Below are 14,404 nucleotides of genomic sequence, written 5' to 3' on the forward strand. Positions count from 1 at the left end.
CAACACTGTTCTAACATCATATCTGACTATAGCTATATAACCTTTCTTGCTTAAATCTCACACTTTTAAGTCTGGGTTACTCCTTCCTCCTGCCTCCTGAATTACTTTTTGATATCTTCTTAATTTCAAACTTATAACTCATAACTTTTCTAACTGCCAGATGCTAGTTTTAAACCCTCAGCTATGGGGCCTAAAGCCAGAACGGGAAAGAAAGTTAATACTCCCAAAACCAGCGTTACCCCAGCTGTGATACTAGTAAATACCAAAGAATCAGTTCTTAGGGTAGCAGGAGTTTCTTCTACTGGTTGTTTGCGAGACATCCCGTCAGCTAGCAGCAAGATAGCAATCATCGGAATGTAACGTCCTCCGATTAGGCTAACTATTGTACTCAAGTTCCACCACAGGGTGTTATCCCCCAAACCCTCTAAGCCCGAACCATTATTTGCTGCTGCTGAGGCATATTCATAAACTACTTGAGAAATACCGTGATAGCCAGCGTTGCTAATTCCAGATAGGGAGATGGGATAAGCCAAAGCGATCGCACTGGGAATCAAAACTAGAATTGGGTGAATCAACAGCACTACGCTAGCGAGAACGATTTCCCTTTTTTCAATTTTGCGTCCTAAAAACTCTGGAGTACGTCCTGCCATTAATCCAGTCAGGAACACTGTGAGAATTAAGTAAATAAATAAGTAAGCTGTTCCAGTTCCTTGACCACCCCAGATAACCTGGATAAATAAGTTGAAGAGAGTCGAAAATATTCCTTGCGGCATCAGAGAATCGTGCATCCCATTCACAGCACCAGACATAGTAGCGGTAGTCATCACTGCCCAAAATGCTGTTTGTGCCCAACCAAATCGAACTTCTTTCCCCTCTAAATTGGGCTGTTCTAATCCAAAGGCGGTATTAACCAGGGGATTACCTTGCAGTTCTCCCACAGCTGTCACTCCCACGAGAATGACAAAAATCACAAACACCATCCAAAAAAGTAGCCAAGCTTGTTTGATGTTATTGGCAAATATACCGTAGGTGTAAATCAAGGCTGCTGGGATAGAAATCATGGCGAGCATTTCTATCAAGTTAGAAGCGCCATTGGGATTTTCAAAGGGATGTGCTGAATTTACGCCAAAAAAGCCGCCGCCGTTCTCGCCCAAAAGTTTGATCGTTTCAAAGGATGCCACCGGGCCTCTGGCCAGATATTGCGTGCCGCCTTCTAAGGTTTGCACATCCATAGTTCCAGCTAAGGTTTGTGGTACACCTGCTACCAGCAAAGCGATCGCGCCAATAATTGAAATCGGCAGCAATATTCGCGTAATTCCACGGACGAGATCGACGTAAAAGTTTCCCAGTCTTCTACCTGTCAACCCGCGAATAAAGGCAATTCCCACAGCTAAACCGGTGGCTGCGGAGGTGAACATCAAAAAGCCTAAAGCCGCTACTTGGCTAAAATAGCTTAAGGTTGTCTCACCTGCATAGTGTTGTTGGTCGGTATTGGTTACAAATGAAATCGTTGTATGCAGCAATACATCCCAATTGGGCGCACCGAAGCCGTTTGGATTCCAGGGCAAGAGTTTCTGAAAAAATATCAGAAAATACACTGAAATAGCCATAATTAAGTTGCAACAGAGTACAGCCCGGATATACTCCCCACCCGTCATGTCATCTTTTCTCCGAACACCCGCAAATACGAACATACTTCGCTCTATGGGGTTCATTAAAAAATCAAGCAGTGTTTTTTCTCCCAAAAAGACACGAGCTATGTATTTTCCGAATAATGGAGTGATTGCTATGACAATACATAGCGTTAAGCCAATTTGCAAAAAACCTTGTCCCATATATTTCGCGCTAAATTAAATTTAAGTAGTAGCAAGCCAATTCTTAGAAATAATAGATTAACTGTAGGAGTATTTGATTTCAAGGGATTTTCCTAAACAGTACTGAGTACAAAAAGCAATAATTGCACTCAGCATCAAATCAGTTCCGAGTATTAAGTGCCTCGGCTGAGAGTAGTAAGATTCATAAGTACTAATTTTTACTCATAACTTGTTACTCAATACTGGCTGAACGTACCACTACGGCTAAGATAACTCCTGAATATTTTCAGTTATGACTATTTTCTAGATACTTATTAAAGTTTTCGTTAAGAATATTTAATTTTGACTCTTAATTTATCTATCTCACTACTTAGGACTATTTGTTTATACAATACATTTTGCAAGTTTGCTACTTTCAAAGAATATAAATATCATAAAGTATTTTCTTAATGGGATTAGGGTTTTGGAAGATAGTGGTAGAGACGCCGCTTCTTGTGGGCAACTACTCAGTTTCCATTATCCAGTCTTCTTTATTGCATTTGGAGAATCGTAATTTTCGGGTTAATTCTTAAGTTGGCATTTGCAGATATAGATTGCAGATAACTCATAATTGGTGAATTAAATAGTTATACAGATTGGAAAATCAAAATTTTTTAGTAAATCATAAATGACGATGTTAAGTCGATTATTGACTATGAAAGAAGCGATAAATGAGCGGGGAAAGACTTATGGGCTAATAGCGATCGCCTTTGCGATCGTGATAGTGTTGGAATTTTCAACACCACCTGAGTACGTATTTGGCTACCTTTACACAGGGACGATTTTGTTAGCAAATTCACGATTGAATCGGGGTGCTGTGTTGGGGATCACTCTTGCAGCTACAGGATTAACATTATTAGACTTGCTTGTTCCCGGAAGAGAAATACTTTATCTCTCAACATTGGCAAATAGGCTGATTGCAGTGTTGGCTTTGATGGTAACGGGTTGGTTAAGCGATCGCAACCACCGCAATGAAGAAGCGATCGCTTATACCCAAGCACAATTACGCTCCCAAGAACAACTAGCGATCATGCGTGAAGATTTTGTTTCTACCCTAACGCATGATTTGAAAACACCTTTATTAGGAGCAATTGAAACGCTGAAATATTTTCAAAATGAGCAATTCGGTAAAATCACGCCCATGCAAGCAAAAGTATTACAAACAATGGCTCGTAGTCATCAGAGTACACTGCAATTAGTCCAAACGCTTTTAGATGTGTACCGCAATGATGCCGAAGGACTGAAACTACAGATATCACCAGTTAACTTGGTGACAATAGCGGAAGAAATCGTTGCTACCTTAACAGAACTAGCGAAAACACGCCAGGTTTATATTTCTCTGCATTATGGCGAATCAGATTTTCGCAGCTTTCTCTGGGTAAATGGCGATTCTTTGCAACTTGGGCGAGTCTTCAGCAATCTCCTGAGTAATGGCATTAACCATACCCCTCGTGGCGGTAAAGTGGAAGTAGTATTTGAAGGTTATTCTAGCGATCAAGTGGTAAAAATACTCGATACTGGTTCCGGGATTACCGAAAAAGAGTTACCTCACTTATTTGAGAGATTTTATCAAGGAAATAGCGATCGTCACGTCACCGGCTCTGGGCTAGGACTTTATTTGACCAGGCAAATTATTACTGCTCATGGGGGTACAATTTGGGCAGAGAATCGCTCACCACGCGGCGCACTGTTTGGTTTCCGACTCCCAGCTTGTCCGCCACCGGGGAGATGAGGAGTGGGCAGGAGGGCAGGGGGGCAGGGGAGCAGGGGAGCAGGGGAGCAGAGGGGTAGGAGAGAATAATTAATGATCCAATGACCAATGACAAATGACTAATGACAAATGACCAATGACAAATGACTAATGACTAATGACAAAAATCCTATTAGTTGAAGATGATGAATTGTTTCGGCTTGGTTTGCGAATGCGGTTGCAACAAGAAACCAGTTTGGAGATTGTCGCAGAAGCGGAAGATGGGGAACAAGCTGTAGAATTAGCCAATCACTATCCTCTGGATTTGGTCTTGCTGGATATAGGTTTACCAGGGATTGGCGGGATTGAGGCTTGTCGCCAAATCAAGCAGAAGCACCCAAATTTACCAATTCTCGTTTTAACGTCTCGTTCTGAAAAACCCCTGATTTCGCGGTTAATTGCCGCCGGAGCGCAAGGTTACTGCCTTAAAGGTATTCCAGCTGAGTCTTTGATATTAGCAGTGCGCTCGGTTGCTGCGGGCGCTTCTTGGTGGGATCAAACGGCAACAACTGAAATTAGAGCCGCTTTTGAGGGTAATTCGATAGCGGTGCAGTCTGCAAAAACTGAGGAATCTTTAGAAAATCCTTTAACGAAGCGGGAGCAAGAAATTTTGGCACTGGTAGCAGCTGGCAAAAGCAATCAAGAAATTGCTGAAATTCTCTACATTGCCCCTGGTACAGTGCGGGTTCACGTCCATGCTATTTTACAAAAACTAGAAGTACGCGATCGCACTCAAGCCGCAGTCTTAGCTATTCAAAAAGGATTGGTAGCACCAGAATTGTTGATTAATTAGATTTATTGGTTATTTGTCATTTGTCATTTGTCATTGGTCATTTGTCAGGAATTATTATTCTCTCCTACTTCCTTGCTCCCCCTGCTCCCCTGCTCCCCTACTCCCCTGCTCCCTAATCCCTTTTCCGATTTTGAAAATTGCGATGAGATATCAGGTTGCTGCTCTATGGGAATTTCGATCGCAAACTCCGCTCCTTTGCCCACAGATGAGTTACAGCTTATATTTCCTCGATGTTTTTGGACGATAATTTGATAACTAATAGATAATCCTAGTCCACTACCTTTGCCCACAGGTTTTGTGGTAAAAAATGGATCAAATAAACGCGATCGCAACGACTCTTCAATACCAAGACCATTATCAGCGATCGCAATTTTGACTGCGTTCAAGTCTGTCACCTCTGTATGAATCCAAATTTGGGGAGGAGAAGATTGATTCCCTATTCCCCATGCTTCATTTCCCATTGCTTCATCTGGAAATTGATTACCTGCTCCCCACTTTCCGTTCTCTACTCCCTCCTCTATTGCATCAATAGCATTATTCAACAAATGCATAAATACTTGATTTAGTTCACTTGCATAACAAGTGACTAGGGGCAAGTTACCATAATCTTTCACTACAACAATTGCCGGACGATTGGCTGTTTCCCTGAGCCGATGTTGTAACATCACTAAAGTGTTTTCGATGTCTTCATGGATATTGACTCCTTTCATCTCTGCTTCATCATGCCGAGAAAAATGTTGTAGCGCCAGTACAATTTCCTGAATGCGATCGGAGCCTCTATACATTGCACCTATCAGATTTTGCAGATCCTTAATGATAAAATTCAAGTCTATATCTTTGGCTATCTGCTGAATTTTTGGTGTGGGTTTGGGATATTCTTGCTGATAGACCTCAATCATCTTCACTAGGTCTTCCACATATTGACCAGCATATTGGAGATTTCCATAAATAAAACTGATCGGGTTATTAATCTCATGAGCTAGTCCAGCTACTAACTGTCCCAGCGCCACCATCTTTTCGTTCTGAATTTGTTGAACTTGAGAGGCTTTCAAGTTGTCAAGAGCCTGTTGGAGTAAAAAGTTTTGTTCTTGCAGTTTAACTTGGAGCAAGCGTAAATTAATCTGATTTTCAATACGCAATACCACTTCTGCACCATGAAAAGGTTTGGCAATATAATCTACACCACCAACATCAAATGCCTTTACCTTATCGACAACATCATCCAGAGCGCTAATAAAAATTACTGGGACTTCACTAGTTTTATCGTCAGCTTTTAGTTGTTGACAAACTTGGTAGCCATCCATACCTGGCATATTGATATCCAGCAAAATCACATCGGGCAAAACCATTTGACATGCAGTCAGTGCCATTTTACCGTTTAAGGCTTTGCGAACTTCAAAACCTTGTGCAGTCAACATAGCTGATAAAAGCCGCAGATTATCTGGGGTATCATCGACCACCAAAATATTTCTTTTCTGATGGTTAGTTTGATTAAAATGCATTATTGATCAAAGTTACGCGTATAATTATTGAGGATAGTAAATCCTTGTTTGAAATCACCCTAAAATTTGTTGACCGATTTCACCGAAATATTTATATTTATAGTTTAACTCTCACGTGGCTGGAGAGTTTTGCAGATTATCGAAGCTATTAGCCACTTATCACCTTTGGCAACACGATGAATTGTTGTCACGATTGTAATAAATAGCACTCACAGATAATAAGCCAAGGATCAAAATGAAATTTTTTCCAGGTGCTACTTGATAGCTACCATTGAGGTGCTGAAGCGAGCAACTCAACAGCCAGTCGTTGTTCTACGGGTTTAGAAAATAAATATCCTTGAGCAAAATTACAGTTTAAACTTCTCAATTGGGCTAACTGTTCTTGTGTTTCGACACCTTCAGCGATCGCACTCATCCCCATTGAGTTGGCAATGCCAATCATTGCTGGTACTAACCCCATATTCTCTTTATTCTCCTGCATCCGCTTGACGAAAGATTTATCAATTTTGAGTGCATTCAAAGGGAAGCTATGCAGGTAACTTAAAGAGGAATATCCTGTACCAAAGTCATCCATAATCAACTTAATTTTTCGCTGCTTTAGTTGTTCAAGAATTCCTTTGATTGCATCAGTATTTTCCATAATTACACTTTCGGTAATTTCTAATTCTAAATATGCGGGATTTATTTGATTTTCATAAATTATTCGGTCAATTTGCTCTACCAAATTTGGCTGTAAAAATAACCTTGCACTCAAATTGACGCTTATAGTTAGAGGTTCTGGTGTGACTGGATTATGTTGCCAGATGCTTAATTGATGACAAGCTGACTGTAATACCCAAGTATTGATCGCATTAATTAAACCCGTTTCTTCGGCCACAGGAATAAATTCTATAGGAGAAACCAAACCACGAATCGGATGTTGCCAGCGTACCAAGGCTTCAAATCCAGAAATTCTACCTGTAACCAGGGAAATAATTGGCTGATAGTAAACGAGGAATTCTCGCCTTTCCACAGCCCTCCGCAGGTCATTTTCTAACTCTAAAAGCTGAATAGCTTCCTGATGCATCGCTGGATTAAAAACGTGATAGTTGGCTCTTCCTTGAGCCTTAGCCCGATACATTGCCGTATCAGCATCTCGCAGCAAATACTCTGGGCGATCGTAATCTTTATTGCCCCAACTAATGCCAATACTGGCATTCATAAATACTTCATATCTTGACAGTTGAAAAGCAAGTGATAACTGTTGCAAAATCCTTTCTGCAACTTGGATTGCTATATTGACATCTGTGATATTTTCTAGGAGAATTCCAAATTCGTCCCCGCCCAATCGTGCTAAAGTATCAACAGGTATGATACATCCTTGTAAGCGGTGAGCAATGGCTATCAGCAATTCATCTCCTACCAGATGACCAAGAGAATCATTAACAACTTTGAAGCGATCGCAGTCCAAAAAAAGTACTGCAAATTGATAACTAGATTCTTGTTTGGCCCGATTTAGAGCATTTTCTAGTCGCCTAATAAACAAAACTCGGTTTGATAATCCAGTCAGGGAATCATGCAGTGCTATATCTAGCAGTTGACTTTGCAATTTCTGGCGGGAATCGATTTCTTGTTGAAGTTTTTGGAGAGTTTTTTCTAGCTCTCCAGTCCGTTGTTTTACCCGATCTTCAAGTTCAACATTTAGTTTCAGTATTTCTAATCGCGCCGATCTCAATGCCAGTTGATTTTGCACGCGCACTAAAACTTCTTGAAACTCAAAAGGTTTGGTGATGTAGTCTACACCACCTACTTTAAAGGCTTTAACTTTGTCAAAAACATCGTCTAAAGCGCTAATAAAAATTACTGGAATATCGGCTGTTAAATCCCAAGCTTTAAAGGTCTGGCAAATTTCATATCCATCTACTTCTGGCATCATGATATCGAGTAGAATCAAATCAGGTAATAATGTTTGAGTCGCTGTCAGTGCCATTTGCCAGTTCAAAGCTTTACGAACGTTATACCCTTCTCTTGTCAATATGGAGGATAAAACCCGGAGGTTATCCGCCATATCATCAACGATCAAAATATCTTTTTTATTAGGGTCTAAATGCTCGTAATTCATTCTAAGTTTGTTGTAGTCAATTCCATGATTTTCTCAAACTGGTAGTTATTTGCTAAATCCCTGAGAACTTGGAAAACTTGAGCATTATCTGATGGAATTTGTTTGAGTAACTCTAAAATCAGTTCATCGCTACAGCTAGCTGCGGCATAGTGAATCTGTTGGAGCCACTCAGGTGACATTTGTGATAAATGACCCAGGAGTTCGGCAACACTTACAAAAATCTGTGTACCTCGATCGGCAACTACTGTGTTTGTGGTTTCTACTTGATTGGTATATTTTAAACCTAGATGTTTGCTCAGTTTTTCCAATAATACTTCCTGTTTGAATGGCTTGCGAATAAAATCATCACAGCCAATGGACAAAATTTTCTGGCGTTCTTCCTCAAAGGCGCTAGCAGTTAGGGCAATAATGATTGTATTGGTATTGGAGCGATCTGGCATTGTTTTAGAGAAGTCGTCAGGAGGAGCCAAGGCTGTTGGCATTCGCAACCGCCAAGTGGACGCACCAGAAGCATCATTTTCGATCGCACCAGTTGTTTCGGGTGTAGAAGATTTGCATACAACTTTCAGAACCTCACCCTCGCCGGAATCGGTTAACTCTTCTGCAAGGTACTGGCTTCCCGATGATACCAGTTGTTTCAATTTTGGAAACCTCCGCGACGTATTGGCTGTTCCATGCCCGATTTCTCTAGCTTTAATAATTCTTGTGGCTTCATAACCGTCCATAACTGGCATTCGCATATCCATAAAAATCAAGTGTGGTTGCCAAGATTCCCAATTAGCGATCGCTTCACTACCATCTGTAGCTTCATTAACTTCAAAGCCAAGAGATGTGAGAATTTTAACTAGCAATATACGACTTTCTTTGGAATCGTCAACTACTAAAATGCGGTATACTTTTTCACTAGGTGCTAAAGCTCTAATTTGTGATTTAATTTGGTCGATCGGAATTTCTCTAGGGCAAGTTAGAGCAATCTGAACATCAAAGGCAAATGTACTACCGACACCAGGCATAGTGCTGACAGTAATATCTCCTCCCATCAGTTGCACGTATTTACGGCTAATCGCTAAACCCAGTCCCGTCCCTTGTTGGAATTTTCTGCCGATTTCAGTTTGCTCAAAAGCCTCAAACAGCAAGTCAAGTTCTTGTGGGGCAATACCACAGCCAGTATCTTGTACCTCGAAGATGAGGGATTGGGGATTAGGAATTGGGGATTGGGCTGAAGAAGCAGACGGGTAGGAAGCATGAGGTAAGGGTGAAAACGAAAAATTCAATTTTTCCTCGCTCTCTCTAGTCCCCAGTCCCCAGTCCCCAGCCCCCAGTCCCCAATCCCCAGCCCCTAGTCTCACCCGTAGCGTCACACTCCCTTTCTCGGTAAATTTAATCGCATTTCCCAAGAGGTTGAGCAATACTTGACACAATTTATTTTCGTCAGTTTCTATGTATTTAGGAATATCTGGCGCATATTCAAACAGTAATTCTAAATTTTTAGATGCAGCACGCAAGTGCAACATCTCTTCTAAATTCTTCAACAAATGAATTAAGTCAAAGCTGCTGGAATTTAAAGTGATTTTGCCAGCTTCGATTTTAGACATTTCGAGAATGTCATTAATCAATTTGAGTAGATGTTCGCCAGCACGATTAATTATTGCCAAGTTTTCTTGATGTTCGCTAGATAGCGAATAATCTCGACTCATGACTTGGGTAAAACCAAGAATGGCATTGAGTGGGGTACGCAATTCGTGGCTCATGTTAGCCAGGAATTCGCTTTTGGCGAGGTTGGCGGCAGCACTTCGCGCCGCTTCTCGAACGGCTGCTTGTTGTTCCTGTGCAGCGATTTTTTGCGATTGAATCAGTTCTATTTGGGTGGTTTGCAGTTGCTCAATAACTTGCTGGAACTCTTGGGTACGTTTTTTTACTTGAGCCTCTAAGGTGCGATTATATTCCGCTAATAACTTTTCTGTTTGTTTGCGTTGGGTGATATCAAAAAATGTGGCGATCGCAAAAGCCACATTCCCTGATTCATCATAAATTGGCTTTCCTAAAACCTCAATGCGAGTAATATTGCCACAATAGCGAATTTCTATATCATCAACCCTGATGCTTTCCCCAAGCAATGCTCTCAAAATCGGCAAGCGATCGCTGGGGTAAAGTCGATCTGTCCCGGCAAGGTAAGCTTGATATATCTCTGATAATTCTTCGACTTTAACTTCTGCGATCGCTCCTTGACCGAGAATTTGCTGCCCAATCTGATTTGTATAATAAGGTTTACCTTCAGCATCGATGATAAATACACCGACCGGTATGGCTTCTAAAAATTGAGTTAGCTGACTCTGATTATGAGATAGTGCCTCATTTAAAACTTGCATCTGGGCATTCTTTGCTTCTAAAGCACTAAAGGATGCTTGGAGTTGCTTTGCCATAGTTTCAAATGATTTAGCTAGTTCTCCCAGTTCATCGGAACGCTGAATGTTTGGTGTTTCCTCCCATTCACCTTCAGCAATTTTCTTTGCCGTTCTGTTTAATTGTGAAATCGGTTTAATTATCCAACGAGCAGTCAAAATCCCAATTCTTGTAGCCACTAAAAAAGCAACTATGCACAGCAAAATAGTGATACGGGTGTTGGCATTAATTTGCTCCATAAATTCGCCTTCGGGAATCACCGCCACGATTAGCCAATCTAAACCCAGTTCGTCCCTCCAGCTTTTTACCTGTACAAAATAACGCATTCCATCGGCGGTAAAACTTAGCTGTTGCTTCCCCACAATCAACTTCAGACTACCAAAGCGTTCGATCAAAGACTGTGTAGTGAGTTTAATTAAAGAATTTTGACTATTTAATGCTGATAGACGTTTTCCTTTACCATTAACGATCGTATATGGTGGCTCGCTAGTAGAAGAAGCCACTATATACCCAGAACGCTCTAAAATAAAAGTTTTACCCGACTCTTTGATTTTTAACTTAGTTAAAAACTTGCTAATTTGTGATAAGAGCAAATCAACACTAATCACCCCAACAAATTTGCGATTTTTATCGTAAACAGGATAGCTGGAAGATATGGATAAAACTTCTGGTTTATCTTCCCATGGATAAATTTGACTCCAAACTCGTTTGCTTCTCTTAACTGGATCTGTATACCAAGCTTCTAGGCGAGGATCGTAATTTTTGACTTGCTGTAAATGGCGGCGATTTCCTTGCTTGTCTGTAGGATAAACATAGAGTTTGCCTACACCATGCTTGGCGCTAACTTCATTAATTAAGAGCTGGCCATTATCTAGACGTTCAACACCAATAAACTCACCTTTGAAATTGGCAAAGCTGTTGTAGCCAACATTGAAAACCTGCATTTGTTTCCAAAAGTAATTGCCGGTGGTTTGAAAGTCCGAAAGGTTGAGCAAACCTAGCTCAATCGCATCTAAGTTGATTTGATTGATTTGCTTTGGAGTTGTTAAATAGCGATCGAGATGCTGTTCAATGCGATCGCAGATTTCATTTTCTAATTGATTAGCAAGCTCACTTACCGCTTTTTGCCCGTTTTGATACGAAAGATAGCCCACAAGTCCTACCGCACCACAAATTTGCAAGATAAAGGGCACAATCAGAACATATCTCAGGGGCATCTTGGCATAAACTTTGCCAACTAAGCGATTAAATGATTTGACGGGCTGAAGTTTGGATAACATTGTAGTTTTATTCTTCCCCAGCATCTACTAGGTGCATTTTGCCGTGCTAGCTACATTCTATATAAGTATAATTACGGCAGACATCGCTCTTTATGAAAATTTTATATTTTTAGTATAAAATCGTACGAAATACTTGTAATTGTTTGACTGGCTAACTTCCTCCAACGCCTAATTTTCAAACTTTGCACAGGAGTAGTCCACTATAGAAATCGTCTATGTGGATACGCCATCGCACTTGAATTTGCTCAATTTTATCTGGCAATTATTTCCACAAATTTTCTCAGATGAACTGAAATTTAACCAATAAGCTCCAGTATGCCATTCTAAAATTCAGGTCGCCATTAGCACCCAATCCTAAATTTAATTTGTAATTGCTGATGTGTTGATTTTCTGGTCTGGAAACCTCTGGATTTGCACAAGAACTTATATTTAATTACAGCAATTTTAGAATTGTTATGCAAATACACAGCAGAAACAAAAAAAATATAAAAAATTTACTTTGTATTTTTTATTTTGACAAATTGTTAACTTTTTTATATAATTATTTCTACTTTATCGCCAATTTTTGAAATTTTTCCGGCTGATGATGGGGGTAGTTGAGTATTGATACTCAATCGATAAAAGTGATTAAAAGGCGATGAAGCAACCCAATTTGGCAAAGTTGCTTGTCGCTGGGTTGTAAAGATTTTTTGAAAGTTTGGGTAAGCTTCCCCTAAGTAAGAATTGCGTGTTGGGACTATACAACGCTGACATGGGTTAACCCCAAAAAAGTCTACATCTCCCACTCGAAAAGAGACTAAATCACCTTGTTCGCTAAATAGCCTATCTTCCCAAAATGCTGGTACACCACCAATCTCGATGTTGGCACGCATCCGACGGCGCATTTCATCTACACTTAAACCAGGAAACCAAGAAGCTACCTCTGCCAATGTGGCCGTACTAATTACCGTTGGGCCAAGTGAGTGTGTATCGTCAGGAAAACCCATCAAAGAGTTTTGTCTTAATGTGACAGCAAACTCAAAATAATCACTCAAAGTTGCTTCTAATGCTTGCCGTTCCTCATCCAGATGAAAAATTTGTTGTAAGTTGCGATCGGGAATTTGCAACGAGATAGTTCTATTTAAGAGTGCAAATTGTGCCCTTATTAAATGGATTTTAGCATGACGCTTACCATTGACAAATCTACCTTGTTCGTCAAAAAGGGCAAACTCGCGGTCATACTGTAGTGCGCCACTGGCAAGAACTCTAGCGTTCTCAACTTCAACACCATCCAGTGATTTAACTGGATACAGTAAAATCTTAGCTAGGTAAGGCGTCACGTCGCTTCGCTCCGAATTAAAAATTCAAAATTCACGCATTCAAACATTTTAGACACCCGTCAAAAGAGGCAGGGGAGCAGGGAGCAAGGGGGAGGATTGGACGGAGCTTGATACTCCGACCAATCAAGAACGTCCTTTATGACGGGGCTTGATACCCATGTTCCGCTTTGCTTCACGGCTTCGGGGCAGGGGGAGCAATCCCTGCCCCCTGCCCCCTGCCCCTTTGCCCCTTTCCCTCTTCGGTCATAGAAATATTTGGATTTGAGATTTGGCGAAAAGTCGCAGTATCTCGCAAAGAGCGAACTGAACTTTTCAACACGGATTTTGGATTTTAGATTGGTGATTTAGTAGTCCCCAATCTAAAATCTAAAATTCTTTTGTTAATGAGCTATTTGAGCAATATTGTTTGTTAATTTATGGATATACTGGCGATTTATCGATTCCGCCAACATGATTTAAAGGCCAGAAGCGAACTACAGCACGTCCAATGATATTCTGGCGAGGGACAACACCCCAGCAGCGGCTGTCATAACTACTGTTACGATTATCACCCAGTACTAAATATGAATCGGTTGGTATAGTCTGGGGTTTGGCCAAAAAAGGTGGCTGTGGCCCTGATTGGCAAACATCAATAACTGTAGTCTGCCCAGAACTGAGGTAATTAGATTCTGGCAGAGGTTTGTCGTTGATATAGACTTTGCCATCCTTAAGTTGTATTTTCTCTCCAGGTAAGCCAATTATACGTTTAATAAAAGCATCTTGATATTGTTCTTTTTGTAGCTCTTTCGTAGGTGAAAATACTACTATATCTCCCCGCTGTGGGTCAGCAAATTTATACTTCAACTTATCGACAATAATTTTGTCTGCCTCCCACTGGTTTGGCGTACCATGCAGAGTTGGTTCCATTGAGCCAGAAGGAATCCAGCGTGCTTCAGCAACAAAGGTACGAATTCCCAGAGCTAGAACGATGCTCAATACAATTGTTCTACCTAGCTCTGCGATCCAGGAATTATCGGGTTGTTGACTAGAGTTGTTATCAGACACTTGATTATGCATGAAATTACTTAACTTAACGAAAGACGTAGGTAATTAACTCGCTTAGTGAGACTTTATCTGTTAATCTTAACGGGAAAATTTTAATTTCCTAATTATGTTTGCATCTTGACTACCAATTTGAGATTGTGGATTGGGAAGGAGATAGGAGGCAGGGGGCAGGGGGCAGGGGGCAGGAGTAGGTTTCAATTTAGATGAGGCTTCTATATAAGACAGACGCTTTCGCGTTCAACCTTATCTAATTGCAGTCCACCAAATCGGAGATTTGGTGGCGGAATTAAACTCCTGCTGCCTCTATTGTTAAAAATAAACTTTTTTTTAAGGTGCGGCAAAAATTGGTTACTCCGATC

The 14,404-nt window shown here is 40.8% G+C and carries 8 protein-coding genes; 2 read left to right on the top strand and 6 right to left on the bottom strand.

From position 1 onward, the window contains the following. Positions 1 to 149: 149 nt before the first annotated feature. Positions 150 to 1,835, bottom strand: a complete 1,686-nt coding sequence (gene kdpA / locus RMZ95_RS07910) for a potassium-transporting ATPase subunit KdpA (RefSeq protein ID WP_322686179.1) — start codon at positions 1,833 to 1,835, stop codon at positions 150 to 152. A gap of 652 nt (positions 1,836 to 2,487) precedes the next feature. Here kdpA and RMZ95_RS07915 point away from each other — a divergent pair. Together RMZ95_RS07915 and RMZ95_RS07920 are read left to right on the top strand one after the other, a co-directional pair. Next, positions 2,488 to 3,585: a HAMP domain-containing sensor histidine kinase gene (locus RMZ95_RS07915; RefSeq protein ID WP_322671706.1), complete on the top strand. Its 1,098-nt coding sequence runs from the start codon at positions 2,488 to 2,490 to the stop codon at positions 3,583 to 3,585. Between the two features lie 136 nt (positions 3,586 to 3,721). Then, positions 3,722 to 4,396 carry a response regulator transcription factor gene (locus RMZ95_RS07920; protein ID WP_322686180.1) on the top strand — a complete coding sequence of 225 codons (675 nt, stop codon included), beginning with the start codon at positions 3,722 to 3,724 and terminating at the stop codon, positions 4,394 to 4,396. A gap of 44 nt (positions 4,397 to 4,440) precedes the next feature. Here RMZ95_RS07920 and RMZ95_RS07925 read toward each other — a convergent pair whose 3' ends face one another. From RMZ95_RS07925 to lepB, 5 genes are all read right to left on the bottom strand, one after another. Further along, complete coding sequence (locus RMZ95_RS07925; protein WP_322686181.1) at positions 4,441 to 5,898, bottom strand: response regulator; 1,458 nt, start codon at positions 5,896 to 5,898, stop codon at positions 4,441 to 4,443. 265 nt (positions 5,899 to 6,163) lie between these two features. Beyond that, positions 6,164 to 7,999 (bottom strand): EAL domain-containing protein, encoded by a 1,836-nt coding sequence (locus RMZ95_RS07930; RefSeq protein ID WP_322686182.1) that lies wholly within the window; start codon positions 7,997 to 7,999, stop codon positions 6,164 to 6,166. Then, on the bottom strand, positions 7,996 to 11,682 hold the full coding sequence (locus RMZ95_RS07935; RefSeq protein WP_322686183.1) for an ATP-binding protein: 3,687 nt from the start codon (positions 11,680 to 11,682) through the stop codon (positions 7,996 to 7,998). The genes RMZ95_RS07930 and RMZ95_RS07935 overlap by 4 nt, the downstream gene beginning before the upstream one ends. 533 nt (positions 11,683 to 12,215) lie before the next feature. After that, entirely contained in the window at positions 12,216 to 13,001 is a 786-nt protein-coding gene (locus tag RMZ95_RS07940) for an MOSC domain-containing protein (RefSeq protein WP_322686184.1), read from the bottom strand. 414 nt (positions 13,002 to 13,415) lie between these two features. Continuing rightward, positions 13,416 to 14,057: a signal peptidase I gene (lepB, locus tag RMZ95_RS07945; protein WP_322671642.1), complete on the bottom strand. Its 642-nt coding sequence runs from the start codon at positions 14,055 to 14,057 to the stop codon at positions 13,416 to 13,418. Positions 14,058 to 14,404 lie beyond the last annotated feature (347 nt).

This window comes from Nostoc sp. DedQUE07 (assembly GCF_034530975.2).
In the GTDB taxonomy this organism is placed as follows: Bacteria; Cyanobacteriota; Cyanobacteriia; order Cyanobacteriales; family Nostocaceae; genus Nostoc.